Source organism: Nocardioides albus (genome assembly GCF_014648255.1).
GTDB classification, from domain to species: Bacteria; Actinomycetota; Actinomycetes; order Propionibacteriales; family Nocardioidaceae; genus Nocardioides; species Nocardioides albus.
This window is the reverse complement of record NZ_BMQT01000012.1, coordinates 52,433-69,381: the sequence shown is the minus strand read 5'-3', so window position 1 is coordinate 69,381 and position 16,949 is coordinate 52,433. Positions and strand designations below refer to the sequence as shown.

The window sequence follows — 16,949 nt, the reverse complement described above, 5'->3', positions numbered from 1 at the left end:
GCCCTGAGGCTCAGGTCCGGGTCGCGTCCAGATATTTGAGGCGGTCGGCGGCCTGGGCGACGATGCGGTCGACCAGCTCCTCGCAGGTGGGGAGGTCGTCGAGGAGACCGACGACCTGGCCGCTGGAGAGCATGCCGGCGTTGGTGTCGCCCTCGACGAGGCCGGCCCGGAGGAGCATGGGGGTGTTGGCGGCGAGGACGACCTCGGCCCACGTCCGGTCGCCGCCGTGGACCATCGCGCGGCCGTCCTTGAAGAGCGTCGACCACTTCGAGCCGGACATCTCCTTGAACTGGAGCGTGCGCTTGAGCGTCCGCAGCAGCTTCGCGGTCGCCCCTTCCTTCTCCAGGGTGTCGATGAACTCGGTGCGGAGCAGGCGGTGCGGCATGCCGTCGGCCTTCGTGGTCACGACGGTGCCGTCGAGCCCGAAGTCGAGATAGCGACGGCGTACGTCCTCCGGGACCGCGGAGTCGGCGGTCAGCAGGAACCGGGTGCCCATGCCGATGCCGGCCGCGCCGTAGGAGAGTGCAGCGGCGAGACCGCGGCCGTCGAAGAACCCGCCTGCCGCGACGACCGGGATGTCGACGGCGTCGAGGACCGACGGGAGGAGCAGGGTGGTGGGGACCGCGCCGGTGTGGCCGCCGCCCTCGCCGCCCTGGATCATCACCATGTCGGCGCCCCAGCCTGCCACCTTCTTGGCGTGCTTGGCCGCGCCGATCGACGGCATCACGACGACGTCGTGCTCCTTGAGCGTGCTGATCAGCTCGGGTTTGGGTGCCAGCGCGAAGCTGGCGACCTTGACGCCGTGGTCGATCAGCAGCCGGCAGCGGTCGGGGGCGTCCGAGGCGTCGGCACGGAGGTTGACGCCGAACGGCTTGTCGGTGCGGCCCTTGACCTCGACGATCGCCTTCTCGAGCTGGTCGAGGGTCATCGTGGCCGAGGCCAGGATGCCCAGCGCGCCGGCGTTGGCGGTCGCGGAGACGAGCCGCGGGCCGGCGACCCAGCCCATGCCGGTCTGCACGATCGGGTGGTCGACACCGGTGAGCTCGGTCAGCGGCGTACGGAAGGTGGGGGCGGTGCTCATCGGCCATCCTTGACGAAGGCGTCGCGGCGCTCGTCGGCCACGCCGGCGAGGTTGAGCTCGTAGGTGAAGCCCTGCTCGAAGCGGTAGGAGGCGTTCACGTCGATCGGGTCGATCCCGTTGAGCGCGGCCTTGGCGGCGCGGATGACCTGCGGGTCCTTCTTCGCGATCTGTCGGGCGACCTCGAGGGCTTTGTCGTCCAGGTCGTCGCGGGGGACGACCGCGTGGACCGATCCGAGCTCGTGGAGACGCTGGGCGGTGATGGTCTGGGCGGTGAAATAGAGCGTACGCAGCATGTGCTGTGGCACCAGCCGGCTCAGATGGGTGGCGGCGCCGAGGGCTCCGCGGTCGACCTCGGGTACGCCGAAGAAGGCATCGTCGCTGGCCACGATCGTGTCCGCGTTGCCGACCAGGCCGACGCCCCCGCCGAGGCAGAAGCCGTTGACCGCGGCGACGACCGGGACCGGGCACTCGTAGATCGCCTTGAAGGCCGCATAGCAGCCGCGGTTGGCGCCGAGGATGCCGTCGAAACCCTCGATCTGCTGCATCTCCTTGATGTCGACGCCGGCGTTGAAGCCCTTGCCCTCGGCGCGCAGGATCACGACTCGGGCGCCGTCGTGGGCGGCGGTCGTGACTGCGTCGGCGACCTCGAACCAGCCCTTCACCGGCAGCGCGTTGACCGGGGGGTGGTTCATCGTGACGACGGCGATCTGCTCGTCGGTGATCTCGGTGGAGATGCCCATGGTCCGTTCCTAACCTAGCGATTGCTTGGTAGCCTAGCAGTTGCTTGGTTTCTGAACGCAAGACTGGAAAGGGACGCCACCATGGCTCGACTGCTCGAAGGCCGGATCGCGATCGTCACCGGAGCGGGGCGAGGTATCGGCCGGGCGCACGCGCTCGAGCTCGCCCGGCATGGCGCGAAGGTGGTCGTCAACGACTTCGGCGTCTCGCTGGCGGGCGAGGGCACCGGTGAGTCGCCCGCGGAGCGGGTGGTCGAGGAGATCGTTGCCGCAGGTGGGGAGGCGGTTGCCAACGCCGCCGATGTGGCGGACTTCGCGGAGGCCGAGGCGATGGTGCGACAGGCCATCGAGACGTACGGCGGTCTGGACATCCTCGTCAACAACGCCGGTTTCGTACGCGACCGGATGCTCGTCAACACCTCCGAGGAGGAGTGGGACGCGGTCATCCGGGTGCATCTGAAGGGTCACTTCGCGACGCTGCGGCACGCGGGTGCGTACTGGCGGGCCGAGTCCAAAGCGGGCCGGCAGCGGGATGCCCGGGTCATCAACACCTCCTCCGGCGCGGGCCTCCAGGGTTCGATCGGGCAGGGCACCTACTCAGCCGCCAAGGCCGGGATCGCCGGGCTCACCCTGGTCGCCGCCGCTGAAATGTCCCGCTACGGCGTGACCGTCAACGCCATCGCGCCAGTCGCCAAGACCCGGATGACCGAGGGCGCCTTCGACACCTCCGCCATGGCACTGCCCGAGGACAACAGCCCCGTCGTCGCCTGGCTCGCCTCCGAGGAGGCCCGCGACATCACCGGCCGCGTCATCGAGATCGACGGGACCACGATCACCGTCGAGAACGGCTGGGCACACGGTCCCTCCGCCGACGCCGGTGCCCGCTGGGATGCCGGCGACGTCGGTCCCGCCCTCCGCAAGCTGCTCGGCGAGGCGCCGGTGCCGGAGAAGGTCTACGGCACCTGATCGCTGCTCAGTGGAGTTCTGCCGGTGGGGCGGCGCGGGACATGTAACACGTCGTTCGTAGCACTATCCGGTCGTTCCAATAGGGCGAGTAGTACTACGAACGACGTGTTACAGCTCGTCGCCGCCGCCCCAGAGCTAGCCGAGTTCGGCGCAAACGACCGCCGCGATGTCCTCGAGCGGCGCGTCGAGGGGAGCAGCGGCAGGGTCGTCGGAGCGGGTCAGCGCGGCGATGACGATCGGGGCGCCGTCGGGAGTCCAGGTGACGCCGACGTCGTTGCGCGAGGCGTAGTCGCCGCCGCCGGTCTTGTCGGCAAGGCGCCAGGAGGCGGGAACCCCGGCGCCGAACCGGGTGACGGTCGACTGGTTGGCGAGCATCCAGGTGGTCAGCTGGTCGCGGTCCGCACGGTCGAGCGCGTCGCCGAGGAGCAGCTTGGTGTAGGTCTGTGCGATCGCACGCGGAGACGTGGTGTCGCGCGGGTCGCCCGGGATCGCGCTGTTGAGGTCGGGCTCCCAGCGGTCCAGGCGGCTCACCTGGTCGCCGAGGGACCGGGCGAAGGCGGTGACGCCCGCAGGTCCGCCGGTGAGACGCATCAGTACGTTGGCAGCGGTGTTGTCGGACCGGGTGATGGTCGCCTCGCAGAGCTGCGCCACGGTCAGGCCGTTGCGCGTGGTGAGCGAGGTGATCGGGGAGTTGACGACGAGGTCGCTCGCGTCCCAGGTCAGGCGCTGCTGGAGCGTACGCGCGGGGAGGTCGCGCAGGATCTGCGCGCCGAGCAGGGTCTTGAAGGTCGACAGCATCGGGAATCGTTCCTCGGCACGGTGCTCGATGGTGCGTCCGGTCCGCATGTTCTTGGCCCAGACGCCGAGATGACGCCCGTGCTTCTGCTCGAGCGCGGCGATCGAGCCGCGTCCGGCGGCGTACGCCATCGGACCACGGGCGACGGTCGCGGTCGCGGCGACTGCGGCCGCGGCTCCGCCGAGGACGGCGCGGCGGCTGAGGGTCGGGTGAGTCATGTGAGTCCTTTGCTGAAGGGCGTTCCTGAGGTGCTGCGGGAATCGTGCCGCCGCCGCGGCGATGGCGTCCAAGGACGATCCGACATGGACGTATGCGCTGGTGACATGGGACGCGCTACGGGTGATCGGACATCCTGTACGCGTGGACCTACTGCTTCATCTGCGCGGCTTCGCCGCGGTGGCGGACGAGATGAGCGTCTCGGAGGCCGCCCTGGAGCTGGGCGTCGACCAGCCGCTGCTCAGCCGTCGCCTGCGCGCCCTCGAGCGTGAGCTGGGCGTCGAGCTGCTCGACCGCAGCCGGCGCCAGATCGCGCTCACCCCGGCCGGGCACGCGCTGCTGCCGCGGGCGCGCCATCTCCTCGACCAGGCCGACCATCTGCTGCGCAGCATCCGGCGACATGACCGAGAGCGTTTCGTGCTCGCGGTGCCGTCCGGCTGCGCCCCCGCTCCGCTCGGCCGGTTGGTCGCCCTGCTGGAGGCAGAAGGCGTCGACATCCGCCTCACGAGCGACGACGAGGAGACGCCGCAGTCGGCTGCCTGGCTGGTCGACGCGTGCGATCCCGATGCGGCCACCTGGATCACTCCGCTCGGTGTCGCGACGCCGCCTGCCGCCCCCGAGGCCAGCCAGCGGCCGGTGTCGCTGGGCTCGCTGCGACCCCGCAGACGCGGGGAACGTACGCAGCTGCTGGCCCTCCCGCGAGACCTCGACGATCCCGCCGGCCGACTGCGGCGGCTCGCGGACAGGGCCGGTATCGGGCCGGCCGCCCTGCGCCGTACGCCGCACCGGCTCGCGGTGGCCGAGACCCTGGCCGGCCGCGCGACGATGGTCTGCGCACGGCACGAGGCGGTGACGTACGGACTGAGCTGGTCACCCTTCGTCGACCCGGTGTCGCGCGGCCATCGGCTGATCGAGCTGCAGCCGTTGCCCGCAAAGCTGGCCGCAGGCCCGGTTCGGGAGCAGTCGCTCGCCTTGCTCGGTGCCTGCGTCGGCGTGCCCGAGGAGGGGAGCGCATGAGTCCGCTGGTCGGCAGCGACCGGGGGTTGATCGACCTCGCCGAGGCCGCGGTCGAACGCTTCCGGGAGCTTCAGGTCAGGGTTGCGTTTCTGGCCCGCGACATCGACACCGGACACGAGGTCGGGGTAGGTGTCGACCGGCAGATGCCGCTGGCATCGGTGGCCAAGGTGCCGCTCGCCCTGGTCGTCGCCGACCGGATCGCTCGCGGTGAGATCGATCCTGTTTCACAGGTGACGCTGACCGCCGACGGGCGGAGCTACGGGCCCTTCGGCTTCTCGGCGTTCACGCACGACGTGACCTGCTCGGTCGCCGACCTGATGCTGATGATGCTCAGCCTCAGCGACAACGCCGCCGCCGACGCGCTCTTCGACCGGGTCTCGCCCCGCGAGGTCGACGAGCAGCTCGCCGAGTGGGGCGTGGAGGGGCTACGGGTACGCCACCGGATGCAGCCCATGTACGACTACGCCACCCGCGTCGCCGGCCACGACTTCGCTATCGCCACCCAGCTCGCGGTCGAGGGTCGCCGTCCGGGCGGCCGGCACGTGATCGACTCTCTCGACGTCGAGCGCGCCACCGTCGGCTCACCGCGGGTCTGCGTCGATCTGCTCGAGCGGGTCTGGCGTGACGAGGTCGCGAAGCCCGAGGCGACCGCCATGCTGCGCGAGACGATGGGCAAGCAGGTCTTCACCCACCGGCTCGCCGCCGAGCTGCTCGCCGACGACATCCACCTCGCCGGTAAGACCGGCGGGTTCCTCACCCTGCGACACGAGATCGCCGTCGTCACCCATCCTGGTGGACGCGTCGCCATCGCCGTACTCACCGACTCCGACCGCACCGCCCGGATCCAGAACGACGTCGACCTCGCCATCGCGGCCACCGCCCGCGACGCCGTCGACGCCCTCGCCTCCCGCCGAACCTGAGCCGAAACGTCACTGCGGTCGGCCGAGGCGTCACGTACGCAGGTCGAAGCGTCACTCCGGTCGGCCGAGATGGCACCACGGTGCCATCTCGGCCGACGCGCCTGACGTTTCGGCCGACGCTGGTGACGCCTCGGCTAAAACCAGGTGTCAACCACCCGGTCGCGGTGATGGAATCAGCCGGTGCCCGCCCTGCCCGTCTTCATCAACAACTTGATCCCGCCGACACCGTTGTCGCGGCGGTTGGCGACGCAGTCGTTGCTCTTCGCGGCGGGGGACGGGACGTTCAACACCGCGGCCGCGTTCTACCTGGTCGCGTTCGTCGGTCTGAGCCCGGCGCAGATCGGCGTGGGCCTGACGGTGGCGGGGATCGCGTCGTTCCTCACCGCCTACCCGATGGGCAAGCTGGCCGACTTCATCGGCCCGAAGCGGGTCTGGGCGATCAGCGCCGCGCTGAGCGCGTCGATGTTCGCGCTGATGCCGTTCATCCACGGTTTCTGGGCCTACCTGGGCGTCATCGTCGTCTTCGAGGTGGTCAACAATGCTGGCGGCGCCGGCCGGAATGCGTACGTCCTCGACGTCCTCCCCGACAAGGAGCGGGTCGAGACCCAGGCGTTCATGTACTCCAGCCTCAACCTCGGCTTCACCATCGGCGCCCTGATCGCCGGTATCGCGCTCGCGCTGGAGACCGACGCCGTCCTCAAGTGGGGCGTGCCGTTCTTCGCGCTGGTCATCGGGCTCGCCAACTCTGTCTGGATCACCCGGCTGCCGATGGCTCCCCACGAGGAGCGCCGCGCGGCGGGCGAGATCGTCCAGAAGCTGCCGGGCCCGGGTGCGCTGCGCAACGTCGGCTGGCTCCTGGTGACGACCTTCACCGGCACGCTGTGGTCCAACCAGGTGCTGCTGCACACCGTGATCCCGCTGTGGCTGGTCGAATACACCGACTCGCCGCGCTGGCTCCTGGCCTGGCTCTTCGCGACCAACACGGTGCTGTGCATCATCCTCCCGGCCTACACCTCGAAGGGCGTCCGCAACGTCCGCGACGCGTTGCGCCGGGTGTGGTGGAGCAGCGCGTTCTTCGTCGCCGCGTGCGCGATCACGCTGGTCACCCACGACACCCGCGGGTTCCTCACGATCTTCCTGGTCTGGCTCGGCCACGTCGCCGTGACCGGCGCCGAGCTGGCCATCGGGTCGGCCTCGTGGGCCTTCCAGGCCGAGCTCATGGACCCCGAACGACGGGGTGAGTACGAAGGGGTCGCCGGCATCGGCCGCCAGCTCGGCGGCGCCTGGGCCCCGGCCCTGTTCACGTTCCTCGCCATGGGCTGGCACCCCGACTTCTACAGCGGCGCCGGGTGGATCGTCATCGCCGTCATCGTCGTCGCCGCCGCGGCCGCCATGGGTCCATCGACCCGGATGGCCGTACGTTTCAAGCAGACCCACTTCCCGCGCGAGGACGAACCGGAGCCGGCCGCTGCCTGAGCTGGTCGCGAGCGCGACCGGCAGGGGTCAGGAGCCGAGGATGTGCTCCAGGTGAGGGTTTCCGAAGGTACGAGACGGGTCGAGCTTGTCCCGCAGCGCGACGAAGTCGCCGAACCGTGGATAGCGTTCGGCCAGGTCAGCCGCGGAGAGCGTGTGCATCTTGCCCCAGTGCGGGCGGCCACCGACCTCGCCGGCGATGCGCTCGAAGGCCGCGAAGTACTCCTCGCGCCAAGGCGAGGAGGGCGCGGTGTGGATGGCGATGTAGACGTTCTCCCGCTCGAACCCGGTGGACAGCGGGATGTCGTCGGCGCCCGCGACCCGGACCTCGACGGGGAAGGAGATGTTCCACGACGAGGCTTCGACCGCACGCTGCAACGACGCGAGCACGTCCATGCCGACGGCACGCGGGACGGCGTACTCGCTCTCCACGAACCGCACCTTCCGCTGCGAGGTGAAGACGCGGTAGGAGACGTCGGTGAACTCGCGCGGCGAGAGGGCCGAGGCGGCGAAGCGGGCCAGCGGTTTGACCAGCCCAGGGACCCGGAGCCCGAGTCCGACGGTCGCTCCGAAGGCCGTGTTGGAGAGGAGCTCGTCGTCGAACCAGCCGCGGAGCCGACCCACCGGCTCGAGCGGGGTCTCCGGGAGCGGCAGCCGGGTGTTGTGCTTGGTGAGGACCCGGGTGGTGTGCGGGAACCAGTAGAACTCGAAATGGTCGGTCCCAGACGCGTGCTCGTCGAACGAAGACATCACCTCTGCGAGCGAGCCGTTGCCCTCGCGTGCGTTCAGCGCGAAGAGCGGCTCGGTCTGGAGCGTGACCTCGACGATGATCCCGAGCGCGCCGAGGCCCACGCGGGCGAGGTCGAAGATCTCCGGGTTCTCCGACGCCGAGCAGGAGACGACGGAGCCGTCGGCGAGGAGCAGCCGCAGGCCGCGTACCTGGGTCGCCAGACCGCCGAACCGGGCCCCGGTCCCGTGGGTGCCGGTCGAGATCGCCCCGGAGATCGACTGCTCCTCGATGTCGCCGAGGTTGGTCATCGACAGCCCGAGCGCCTCGAGCGCACGGTTGAGGACCTTGAGCCGGGTGCCGCCGCGCACCGTCACCAGGCCGGTCGTCGAGTCCGCCCGCACGATCCCGGCGAGACGATCCAGGCTGACCTGGACGTCGACCGGAGCGCCGATCGCAGTGAACGAGTGTCCCGCGCCGATCGGCCGCACCTGCCGACCGGCCTCCGCCGCGGCCACGATGACGGCCGACAGCTCTGCCTCGTCACGAGGCACGATCACCTCGACCCGGCCGGTCTGCTGGTTGCCGGCCCAGTTCTGCCACTCGTCCACGCGGGCAAGCGTGGCGGGTCCGCGTCGTACGGTCAACGCATTGGCCGTACGCCGGAACAGTTGCGTCAACCACGTTGACGCGAGTGCCGCGCGGGGCATAGACACATGCGTCGTGGTTAAGCCCTCTATTCAACGCTCCCACCATCTCTCCGGCCAGCAGCACGAACGGTTCGACCGCGCGACCGCCGGTCTCGACGGACCCGTGGGCGTGGTCGACCTGGCGGCGTTCGACGCCAACGCCGACGACCTCGTACGTCGCGCCGCAGGCACCCCGATCAGGGTGGCCAGCAAGTCCGTCCGCTGTCGGGCGCTCATCGACCGCGCGCTCGCCCGCGAGGGATACGAGGGGATCCTGGCGTTCACCCTGGCCGAGGCGCTGTGGCTGGCCGAGACGCACTACGACATCGTGATCGGCTACCCGGCCGTGGACCGTGCCGGGCTCGCGGCCCTCGCGAAGGACGAGGAGAAGCTCGCCCGGATCACGCTGATGATCGACAGCGCCGAAGGGTTGGCGCTGGTCAAGGCCGCGATCGGCACCCCGGCCGCGCCCGTACGCGTCGCCATCGATCTCGACGCGGCCCTCGTCGTCGCGCGCCGCATCTGGCTCGGTGCCCGCCGCTCCCCGATCCGCACCCCCGAGGAGGCCGTCGCTCTTGCCCGGATCGTCGCCGAAGACCCGGCCTTCCAGCTGGTCGGACTGATGGCGTACGAGGGTCAGGTCGCCGGCACCGTCGATCGCCCGCTCAGCGGCAACCCGCCCGCGGCTGTCATCAAGCGGATGAAGAGGGCCTCCATCGCCGAGATCACCGAGCGTCGCGGGAAGATCGTCGCCGCCGTACGCTCCCTGGCCGACCTCGAGTTCGTCAACGGCGGCGGCACGGGCTCGATCGAGTCCACCCACGCCGACCTCTCGGTGACCGAGATCGCGGCCGGATCCGGGCTCTTCGGTCCGACGCTCTTCGACCGCTACGACGGCTTCACGCCCCACCCGGCGGCCTACTTCGGGCTGAGCGTCGTCCGGCGCCCCGCGCCCGGCATCGTCACGGTCGCCGGTGGCGGCTGGGTCGCCTCCGGCCCGCCCGGACACGACCGGGTCCCGACCCCGACCTACCCCTTCGGGCTGGAGTACGTCCCCACCGAAGGCGCCGGAGAGGTTCAGACGCCGCTGCGCGGCCATGCCGCCGACGAGCTCGCGATCGGCGACAAGGTCTGGTTCCGCCACGCGAAGGCCGGTGAGGTCTGCGAGCGGCTCGATGCCCTCCATCTGGTCGAGGGTGACTCGATCATCACCGTCGCGCCGACCTACCGGGGCGAGGGGCGGACGTTCCTGTGACCTACCGGCTCGGCGAGGTTTGGTCCGGGTCGCCCAGCAGCTGGAACCAGCTCTCCGTGACCAGGTCGCACATACGGTCCTGCTCGACACCCCAGAACCCGTCGGCCCAGCGCTGGAACAGGTAGTCGAGCTGCGCGACCGCCAGTGCGCCGCGCAGCCGCCGGCTGTCGGCGTCGAACCGGTCCGCCTTGTCCAGGCCCGCGCTGACGTCCTCGATCGTCTCGTCCGTCCAGGCGTCGACGATGTGGGTGAGATCGGGATCGACGGCCTGCGCGGCGCGGGCGATCGTGACGATCGGGCGCACCCCCGGCCATCGGGCCATCGCCTGCCGGATCCAGGCACCGAGCTGCTCGCGGGTGCCGGCCGCCACCGCGTCGGCGAGGCCGCCGAGCGAGCTGCCCTTCGGTGAGCGGAGCTGGGCGAGGTCATCCTCGAGGCGCTCGGTGATCAAGGCCTTGATGACCTCGGACTTCGAGCGGAAGTAGGCATAGAACGTCACCCGGGTGGTGCCCGCCGCCGAGGCGATCTCATCGATCGTCGTGGCCGCGTAGCCGCTCGCGACGAACCGGTCCATCGCCGCGTCCAGGAGGAGCTGGCGAGTCATCGCCTTCTGGGCTGCACGGAGGTTGGCCATGGCGTCACGATAAGCGACGCCGATACCTCCCTGGGGATTTCCACGGTTTCTCGAAAACCCGGTGTCCCGCAGCCGGGCCGTGGGTAGGTTTCTGTCCGATGGATGATCACGTGACCTGGGCGGACAAGGGCTTCTGGGAGCCAGGAGAAGCCGTCGACCTCACTGCGTACGAAGCCTCCGGGCGCAACCTCTTCGACGGCTCGTTCACGTGGCCGACGATGGTGCTCAAGAAGCACGCGCTGGAGCACAACATCGCGACCGTCGCCGCCTTTGTCGACGAGCACGACCTGCTGCTCGCTCCGCACGGCAAGACCACGATGGCGCCCTCGCTCTACCGGCGGCAGCTGGACGCCGGCGCGTGGGCGATCACGGTCGCCTCGCCCAGCCAGGCCCTGGTCGCTCGCCATGCTGGCGTACGCCGGGTGCTGGTCGCCAACGAGATCCTCGACCACAGCGCGCTGAGCTGGGTCGCCTCCGAGCGTGCGGCCGACCCGGAGTTCCTCCATCTCCACTGGGTCGACTCGGTCGAGGGGGTCCAGGTCGCAGCCGAGGCTTCGGCCCTGGTGGGTGTCGAGGACCGGCCGATGGCGGTGCTGGTCGACCTGGGCTTCCCGGGCGGACGCACCGGTTGCCGGTCCGTCGAGGCGGCGGTCGAGCTCGCGCGGGTGGTGGACGCCACTCCGGGCGTACTCCTGGCGGGTGTGGCCGGCTATGAGGGCGGGCTGGGGACGCAGGCAGCCGTCGGTGACTACTTCGACCGGCTCAAGGAGCTCGCCTCGACCCTGTTCACCGAAGGCCTGGTCGCCGCCGATGCGATCGTCTCCGCAGGTGGGAGCGCGTTCTTCGACGTGCTCGCCGAGCGCTGGTCCGCGGGCTGGCCGGACGGGATGACGCCTCGCAAGGTGCTGCGCAGCGGGACGTACGTCTCCCACGACCATGGCCTCTACGCCGACACGACGCCCTACAACCGCATCGAGGGGAGTCTGGACCCGGCCCTCGAGGTCTGGGCCCAGGTCCTCTCGGCTCCCGAGGAGGGCCTGGGCATCGTTGGCATGGGTCGACGGGATGCGCCCTACGACAACGGCCTGCCGATCCCGCTCACGGTGCGGCGCAACGGCAGCGGCTCTGCGGAGGCGCTCGACGGCACCGTCGAGAAGCTGGGCGACCAGCACGCCTTCCTGCGCACCGACGCCGGACTGAGGCCGGGCGATCTCGTCGGCTTCGGGGTCTCGCACCCGTGCACGGCGTTCGACAAGTGGCGGCTGATCCCGGTCGTGGAGACCGACTACATCGTGACCGAGCTGGTCCGGACGTACTTCTGAGGACTCAGAGGACGTCCGAGATCCGCACCCTGACCTGGTAGAACGCGCCGTGGTCGGTGGCGCGGCGGGCCGACGGGCCGGAGTAGACCCGGTAGCGGTCAGGTCGCAGCGACGGGCTGAGGAACGCCTGGTCGATCGGCGCCCGAGGGGCGGTCGCACACCCGTCGTACGTCGCGAGCGGGCTCACCAGACCGGTCCCTGGTGAGGTCAGGTCGCAGAGGATGTCGTTGCGCTGGTTGAAGTCACCCGCGACGACCATCGGCACCTCGGAGCGCGCCACCACGTTCTTGACGATCCGGGCGTTCAGGTCGCGCCACCTCCTCTGCTCGGGGACCGAGGGCAGGCTTGCCGGAAAGTGCACCGGCAGGATCCCGACACGCCGGCCCGAGGATCGCTCCTCCAGCACCACGACCGGTGCGATGACGCGCTCGCCGTGGCGGTAGTACATGGTGACCGGGTCCTTGCTGACCAGCCGGAAGACCGAGCGGCGGTAGAAGACCGCGTCGTCGGTCGCATCAGGGGTGGACACGAGCGCGAACTCCCGGCCGAAGGACTCGAAGGCCTCGCGCTGCGGAGCCTCCACCTCGGCGAGCACTCCGAAGTCGATGAGCGTACGCCGCAGGTGACCCACCACGATCCGCATCCGCGGCACCCCGTCGAGCCGCCCGGCGGCAGCGCCGCCGGGAGCGGTGTGGTGGTCGGCCCAGGCGTTGAGCCAGGCGAAACGCTGGAAACCCGGCTGGACCGGAGTGGCCTGGGCGACCGTGACGGTCGGCCCTGCCGTCGCGGTCGTCGGCACGAGGAAGCTGATCGCGGCGGCGAGGACGCCGCACAGCGCGACGGCGACGACGGTGGCGCGCCATCGTAGGTCGATCCTCTCGAGTCCGTTCGAAGCGGAGCCCGAGGCGAACGGTGCGTTGGGGGACACGCCTACTGACGGTATGGGCGAGCCGTGTGCGCTGAACCAAACGCGTTCGAATACTCGGAAACCTCGGGTGAACTCCGGCGACCGCCCCTACAGGTCCATGAAGGCGAGTGCGCCCGCGATGTCGGCGGTGCCGTAGTGGAGATAGTCGTCGACGGTCTTCTCCGGCACGCCCTTCTGTGCGGTCACGAAGCCGACGACGACGGCCTTGGAGGAGTCCTTGGCGACCCACTTCCCGATCACGTCGTCATCGATGAGGCTGCCGGTGGGCAGGTCGAAGTCGGTCTCCTTGACCGACGCCGCGGCCGCCGTCGCCTCTGCCTCGCTGTCGAAGACGTAGATCACCCGGAGCATCCGCAGCTTGCCGCCCTGGGCGTCGTGGATCCCCATCGCGGCGTAGCGACAGCCCTTCCGCTCCAGGGCCGCCGACGCGATCGGACCACACTCGGGGTAGTCCTGGGAGGCCACGTACGTCGCGTTCATGCTCACGTCGCCGAGCTTGAACCTCCAGTCGCCCTCGAAGAGCTCCGCGGCCAGCCCGCCGGGCGCCGGGTTGGTGGCTGAGGGGTCCGGCGATGTGCTCGGCGTCGCCGTCACGGTGAGCGGACCCGGTCTGGCGGTCGGGTCGCCGTCACCGCTGAGGAGGACGATGCCGGCCGTGATGATCACGCCGATGATCAGCACGCCGGCGATCGCGCTGAGCCCGATGACGATGGGCCACGGGTTGTGCGACGTGGGGCTCGGCGGCGGCCCGCCGGCGCCGAACGAATTCTCGTTCGGCGACCGGACGGGCTGCTGAGGTCCGGGCCGCAGGTCCGGCGCCGGCGGCATCGCACCATAACCGTCCGGCGGTGGTGGTGTCGGCGTGGTCATCGGGCCCCCTGCGCGAGTGAAGAATCACGTGGGAGAAACGTTCCCACGTGGTTCCCACATTCTTCCCTACGCCTCCGAACTGTCTCGGTCAGGGAGCGACGGGGTAGTGGCTGGAGATCGCGATCCGGTTCCAGGAGTTGATCGCGATCGCGACCCAGGTGAGGGCGGCGATCTGCTTGGCGTCGAGGATGCTCTCGACGTCGACCTTGGGCGCGGCCGCGGTGTGCAGGTCGCCGATGCGGGTGATCTGCTCGGCGATGGTGAGCGCGGCCTGCTCCTCCTGGGTGAAGTACTGCGACTCCCACCAAGCGGCGACGAGGGCGAGACGGTCGGTCGTCTCACCGTTCTTGAGGGCGTCCTGGGTGTGCATCCGCAGGCAGAAGGCGCAGCCGTTGATCTGGGAGGCGCGGAGCTTGACCAGGTCGACGGTGAGCCGGTCCAGGCCGGCGACGGTGATGGCTTCCTCAACCGCCTCCTCGACGGCCATCTGGGCCTTGTATGCAGCAGGGAACATCTTGGTGACGTTGACGTCGGCGAGCATCGGGGTTCCTTCGAGTTCGGGCCCGCCACGTCGCGGGCACTCGATGGGTTGACGAGGTGGCGACCATGAATGTGAGGTCGCCACCTCACGATCGCGCTGTCTGGCTCGTCACACTGGGTGAACCCCGGGAGGAGATGCCACGATGCCTGACATGGATGACCTGGGCGAGGTGATGGTCGAGCGCCGGCGCTTGATCGCGCTCGCCTACCGCCTGCTCGGCACGCTAGAGGAGGCGGAGGATGCCGTCCAGGAGACCTACCTGCGCTGGTATCGCCTCACCGACGACGAGCGCGCGGCGATCGACAATCCTTCCGGCTGGCTGAGCCGAGTGACCAGCCGGATCTGCCTCGACGTGCTCAAGTCGGCACGCGCCCGTCGGGAAAGGTACGTCGGGCCCTGGCTGCCCGAGCCGGTGCGGCCGGGGTTCCTCGCCGCACCCGAGGATCCGGCCGACCGGGCGACCCTGGACGACACGGTGAGCACCGCGCTGCTCGTCGTGCTCGACGCGATGACCCCGGCCGAGCGGGTCGCGTTCGTGCTCCACGACATCTTCGCCATCCCGTTCGGCGACATCGCCGGGGTGGTCGGCCGCTCCCCGGCCGCGGTGCGCCAGCTCGCCGCCTCGGCACGCCGCCGGGTTGCCGAGCAGCGGGACGATGTCGCCCCGCTGCCGGAGCACGACGACGTCGTCCGCGCCTTCGTCTCGGCCACCGCCGGCGGCGACCTCGGCCGGCTGGTGACGCTGCTGGACTCGTCGGTCACGCTCCGCTCCGACGGTGGCGGCCGGGTCAGCGCCGCCCTCAACCCGATCGAAGGTCCGGAGAGAGTGGCGCGGTTCTTGCTGGGCGTCCTCACGAAACGCCCGACCTGGACCGTGCGTGCCGAACCCACGGCCGACGGACTCGGGTTCACGCTGGTCGAGGACGGGGCTCACCGCGGTGTCGCCAACCTCAGGGTCGTCGGCGGGCTGGTCACCGACGTCTGGATCGTCCTCAACCCTGACAAGCTCGCTCGCTGGACCTGATCACAGCGGAACGAACGTTCATTCGGACTTGCGTGCGGAACGAACGTTCATTCGGACTTGCGTGCGGAACGAACGTTCATTCGGACTTGCGTGCGGAACGAACGTTCATTCGGACTTGCGTGCGGAACGAACGTTCATTCGGACCTGCGTGCCGAACGAACGTTCGTTCGGGCGGCGCGCACCTCACAGCCACGGCCCCAGCTCCGGTGCGTCGACGAGAGCGTGCGGCCGTCCGGCGAGCCAGGCAGTGACCTCGGGAAGCGGACCGGCGACGTCGCGCAGGTCATTGTCGGAGAGACCCCGCTTCGTCCGGATCTCGTCGGCCAGCGCGAGCAGGAAGTCGTCGGGCAGGTCTGCGAAGGTGATCCCGACACCGAGGTCGACGGCGTGGACGAAGACCTCCCGAGCGCGCATCCAAGGGACATCGCCGGCCTTCCGGGTGACGAGCTGCGCGGTGATCACCTCGTGCCCCCACTGCTCGGGGCTCAGCCCGTCCATGGCCTCCTCCAGCTCCTCGGCACCGCGGAGATACCACGCCCCGAGCTCGTCGGCCGGTCGCGTCGCGGCCGCCTCGATGTCGGCGTTGCGCTGCTCGGGGGAGGCGTACATCCGCTTCTCCACGCCCGTCGCGGCCCACGAGATCAGGTTGCCCAGGGCGTCGGCGTTGGCAGCGACGTGGCCGATCAGGTGCTTGCGAGTCCAGCCCGGCAGCTGGGAGGCGGTGTCATAGCCGGCGGGCTCGAGGCGGTCGATGGCGGCGGTGAACAGGGCGGTGCCCTCGGCGGCCCAGCGGCGGGCGTCGTCGAATGTACGGGCGGGGGTGGCGCCGATCAGGATCGTCATGGTCACAGAGTGCTGGCTCCGGACGGATAGAACAAATAATTCTGTTGTAAAGAACAACTAGCTCCGTGAATCTCCTGCGGAGAAAGGCGATTGATGCTTGGTTTGGTGTGATCAGGAAGAGGTGGGATGGACAAGCCGATCAAGACCCGGCCCCCGTATGCGATCACCAGCGTCGACCACGCACTCAAGCTGGCGGCGATCCTTCAGGTCGAAGGTCGCTTGACGGTCTCAGAGGCCGCGGCTCGGCTCGACGTCGCCCGCTCTACCGCTCACCGGCTGCTCGCCATGCTCGTCTACCGCGACTTCGCGGTCCAGGACGAGGACAAGGTCTACCGGGCCGGCCCGGTGCTGGAGCTGGCCGCCCACTCCCGCTCGACCGCGTCTCGGCTCCGTCAGGTCGCGCTGCCACACCTGCAGCGCCTGGTCGACCTGCTGGGCGAGTCCGCCAACGTCGCCGTCCGCACCGGTGACACGTGTCGGTTCATCGCCTCGGTCGAGTCCCCGCAGTCGCTCAAGGTCGGCTCCCGCGAGGGGATGGTCTTCCCCGCCCACCGCACCACCGCCGGTCTCCTGCTCCTCGCCCAGATCGCCGACGAGGAGCTCGCCTCGATCTACTCCCGGGAGAGGTACGCCGACCAGCCGGCCGATCGCCCGGAAATCGACGCGCTGCGTACCGAGCTCGAGCGGGTACGCCGCAACGGATTCGCCTTCAACGACGGTCGCACCGAGCGTGGTGTGGTCGCGGTCGGTGTCCCCGTCCGAGGCGCTGGTGGTGACGTCGTCGCCGGGATGTCGATCTCCATGCCCAGCGTCCGTTACGACAAGGAGTCTCTGCCGAGCCTGGTCGCGACCCTGATGTCCGGTGCGGCGGCTCTGGAGCGTGATCTGAGCCAGGGGTGACCTATGTCAT

Annotated in this window: 17 protein-coding genes; 8 read left to right on the top strand and 9 right to left on the bottom strand. The window is 69.9% G+C overall.

Features of this window, described 5'->3' with window-relative positions:
* Positions 1-10: 10 nt before the first annotated feature.
* A complete protein-coding gene (locus tag IEY84_RS22735) occupies positions 11-1,081 on the bottom strand; it encodes an NAD(P)H-dependent flavin oxidoreductase (protein WP_183549803.1) in 1,071 nt (356 codons plus the stop codon).
* Positions 1,078-1,821, bottom strand: coding sequence for an enoyl-CoA hydratase family protein (locus IEY84_RS22730; RefSeq protein WP_183549806.1), 744 nt, complete (start codon positions 1,819-1,821; stop codon positions 1,078-1,080). The genes IEY84_RS22735 and IEY84_RS22730 overlap by 4 nt, the downstream gene beginning before the upstream one ends.
* 81 nt (positions 1,822-1,902) lie before the next feature.
* On the opposite strand from IEY84_RS22730, the gene IEY84_RS22725 reads away from it, so the two are divergent.
* Complete coding sequence (locus tag IEY84_RS22725) at positions 1,903-2,784, top strand: SDR family oxidoreductase (protein ID WP_183549808.1); 882 nt, start codon at positions 1,903-1,905, stop codon at positions 2,782-2,784.
* A 135-nt stretch (positions 2,785-2,919) separates the two neighbouring features.
* Here IEY84_RS22725 and bla read toward each other — a convergent pair whose 3' ends face one another.
* Positions 2,920-3,798, bottom strand: coding sequence for a class A beta-lactamase (bla, locus tag IEY84_RS22720; protein ID WP_183549811.1), 879 nt, complete (start codon positions 3,796-3,798; stop codon positions 2,920-2,922).
* A 142-nt stretch (positions 3,799-3,940) separates the two neighbouring features.
* Here bla and IEY84_RS22715 point away from each other — a divergent pair, with 142 nt between their 5' ends.
* From IEY84_RS22715 to IEY84_RS22705, 3 genes are all read left to right on the top strand, one after another.
* Entirely contained in the window at positions 3,941-4,813 is an 873-nt protein-coding gene (locus IEY84_RS22715; protein ID WP_183549813.1) for a LysR family transcriptional regulator, read from the top strand.
* Complete coding sequence (locus IEY84_RS22710) at positions 4,810-5,733, top strand: serine hydrolase (protein ID WP_183549815.1); 924 nt, start codon at positions 4,810-4,812, stop codon at positions 5,731-5,733. Before IEY84_RS22715 ends, IEY84_RS22710 begins: the two co-directional genes overlap by 4 nt.
* 180 nt (positions 5,734-5,913) lie before the next feature.
* Positions 5,914-7,209, top strand: coding sequence for an MFS transporter (locus IEY84_RS22705; RefSeq protein ID WP_183549833.1), 1,296 nt, complete (start codon positions 5,914-5,916; stop codon positions 7,207-7,209).
* 27 nt (positions 7,210-7,236) lie between these two features.
* Here IEY84_RS22705 and IEY84_RS22700 read toward each other — a convergent pair whose 3' ends face one another.
* The gene (locus IEY84_RS22700) at positions 7,237-8,544 is read right to left on the bottom strand and encodes a D-arabinono-1,4-lactone oxidase (protein WP_183549835.1); all 1,308 of its coding nucleotides are present in this window, start codon (positions 8,542-8,544) and stop codon (positions 7,237-7,239) included.
* 112 nt (positions 8,545-8,656) lie between these two features.
* Here IEY84_RS22700 and IEY84_RS22695 point away from each other — a divergent pair, with 112 nt between their 5' ends.
* Positions 8,657-9,877, top strand: a complete 1,221-nt coding sequence (locus IEY84_RS22695; RefSeq protein WP_229788937.1) for an amino acid deaminase/aldolase — start codon at positions 8,657-8,659, stop codon at positions 9,875-9,877.
* A 1-nt stretch (position 9,878) separates the two neighbouring features.
* Here the strand turns inward: IEY84_RS22695 and IEY84_RS22690 are convergent, their stop codons facing one another.
* Complete coding sequence (locus IEY84_RS22690; RefSeq protein ID WP_183549837.1) at positions 9,879-10,511, bottom strand: TetR/AcrR family transcriptional regulator; 633 nt, start codon at positions 10,509-10,511, stop codon at positions 9,879-9,881.
* Positions 10,512-10,609: 98 nt separating this feature from the next.
* On the opposite strand from IEY84_RS22690, the gene IEY84_RS22685 reads away from it, so the two are divergent.
* Positions 10,610-11,833, top strand: coding sequence for an alanine racemase (locus IEY84_RS22685; RefSeq protein WP_183549839.1), 1,224 nt, complete (start codon positions 10,610-10,612; stop codon positions 11,831-11,833).
* A 4-nt stretch (positions 11,834-11,837) separates the two neighbouring features.
* Here the strand turns inward: IEY84_RS22685 and IEY84_RS22680 are convergent, their stop codons facing one another.
* From IEY84_RS22680 to IEY84_RS22670, 3 genes are all read right to left on the bottom strand, one after another.
* Positions 11,838-12,761 carry an endonuclease/exonuclease/phosphatase family protein gene (locus IEY84_RS22680; RefSeq protein ID WP_183549842.1) on the bottom strand — a complete coding sequence of 308 codons (924 nt, stop codon included), beginning with the start codon at positions 12,759-12,761 and terminating at the stop codon, positions 11,838-11,840.
* A gap of 87 nt (positions 12,762-12,848) precedes the next feature.
* A complete protein-coding gene (locus IEY84_RS22675) occupies positions 12,849-13,631 on the bottom strand; it encodes a hypothetical protein (protein WP_183549845.1) in 783 nt (260 codons plus the stop codon).
* Between the two features lie 88 nt (positions 13,632-13,719).
* Positions 13,720-14,172, bottom strand: a complete 453-nt coding sequence (locus tag IEY84_RS22670) for a carboxymuconolactone decarboxylase family protein (RefSeq protein WP_183549848.1) — start codon at positions 14,170-14,172, stop codon at positions 13,720-13,722.
* Positions 14,173-14,314: 142 nt separating this feature from the next.
* Here IEY84_RS22670 and sigJ point away from each other — a divergent pair, with 142 nt between their 5' ends.
* Positions 14,315-15,196 (top strand): RNA polymerase sigma factor SigJ, encoded by an 882-nt coding sequence (gene sigJ / locus IEY84_RS22665; RefSeq protein ID WP_183549851.1) that lies wholly within the window; start codon positions 14,315-14,317, stop codon positions 15,194-15,196.
* Positions 15,197-15,379: 183 nt separating this feature from the next.
* Here the strand turns inward: sigJ and IEY84_RS22660 are convergent, their stop codons facing one another.
* Positions 15,380-16,039 carry a maleylpyruvate isomerase family mycothiol-dependent enzyme gene (locus IEY84_RS22660; RefSeq protein WP_183549854.1) on the bottom strand — a complete coding sequence of 220 codons (660 nt, stop codon included), beginning with the start codon at positions 16,037-16,039 and terminating at the stop codon, positions 15,380-15,382.
* Positions 16,040-16,165: 126 nt separating this feature from the next.
* Here IEY84_RS22660 and IEY84_RS22655 point away from each other — a divergent pair, with 126 nt between their 5' ends.
* Positions 16,166-16,939, top strand: a complete 774-nt coding sequence (locus IEY84_RS22655; RefSeq protein WP_183549857.1) for an IclR family transcriptional regulator — start codon at positions 16,166-16,168, stop codon at positions 16,937-16,939.
* Positions 16,940-16,949: the final 10 nt, after the last annotated feature.

What these genes read in the sequence shown, in the direction of transcription:
- IEY84_RS22655 (WP_183549857.1), top strand. Translation starts at nt 16,166, where the DNA reads ATGGACAAGCCGATCAAGACCCGGCCCCCGTATGCGATCACCAGCGTC.
- IEY84_RS22690 (WP_183549837.1), bottom strand. Translation starts at nt 10,511, where the DNA reads ATGGCCAACCTCCGTGCAGCCCAGAAGGCGATGACTCGCCAGCTCCTC.
- IEY84_RS22730 (WP_183549806.1), bottom strand. Translation starts at nt 1,821, where the DNA reads ATGGGCATCTCCACCGAGATCACCGACGAGCAGATCGCCGTCGTCACG.
- IEY84_RS22675 (WP_183549845.1), bottom strand. Translation starts at nt 13,631, where the DNA reads ATGACCACGCCGACACCACCACCGCCGGACGGTTATGGTGCGATGCCG.
- bla (WP_183549811.1), bottom strand. Translation starts at nt 3,798, where the DNA reads ATGACTCACCCGACCCTCAGCCGCCGCGCCGTCCTCGGCGGAGCCGCG.
- sigJ (WP_183549851.1), top strand. Translation starts at nt 14,315, where the DNA reads ATGCCTGACATGGATGACCTGGGCGAGGTGATGGTCGAGCGCCGGCGC.
- IEY84_RS22660 (WP_183549854.1), bottom strand. Translation starts at nt 16,039, where the DNA reads ATGACGATCCTGATCGGCGCCACCCCCGCCCGTACATTCGACGACGCC.
- IEY84_RS22670 (WP_183549848.1), bottom strand. Translation starts at nt 14,172, where the DNA reads ATGCTCGCCGACGTCAACGTCACCAAGATGTTCCCTGCTGCATACAAG.
- IEY84_RS22735 (WP_183549803.1), bottom strand. Translation starts at nt 1,081, where the DNA reads ATGAGCACCGCCCCCACCTTCCGTACGCCGCTGACCGAGCTCACCGGT.
- IEY84_RS22725 (WP_183549808.1), top strand. Translation starts at nt 1,903, where the DNA reads ATGGCTCGACTGCTCGAAGGCCGGATCGCGATCGTCACCGGAGCGGGG.
- IEY84_RS22685 (WP_183549839.1), top strand. Translation starts at nt 10,610, where the DNA reads ATGGATGATCACGTGACCTGGGCGGACAAGGGCTTCTGGGAGCCAGGA.
- IEY84_RS22710 (WP_183549815.1), top strand. Translation starts at nt 4,810, where the DNA reads ATGAGTCCGCTGGTCGGCAGCGACCGGGGGTTGATCGACCTCGCCGAG.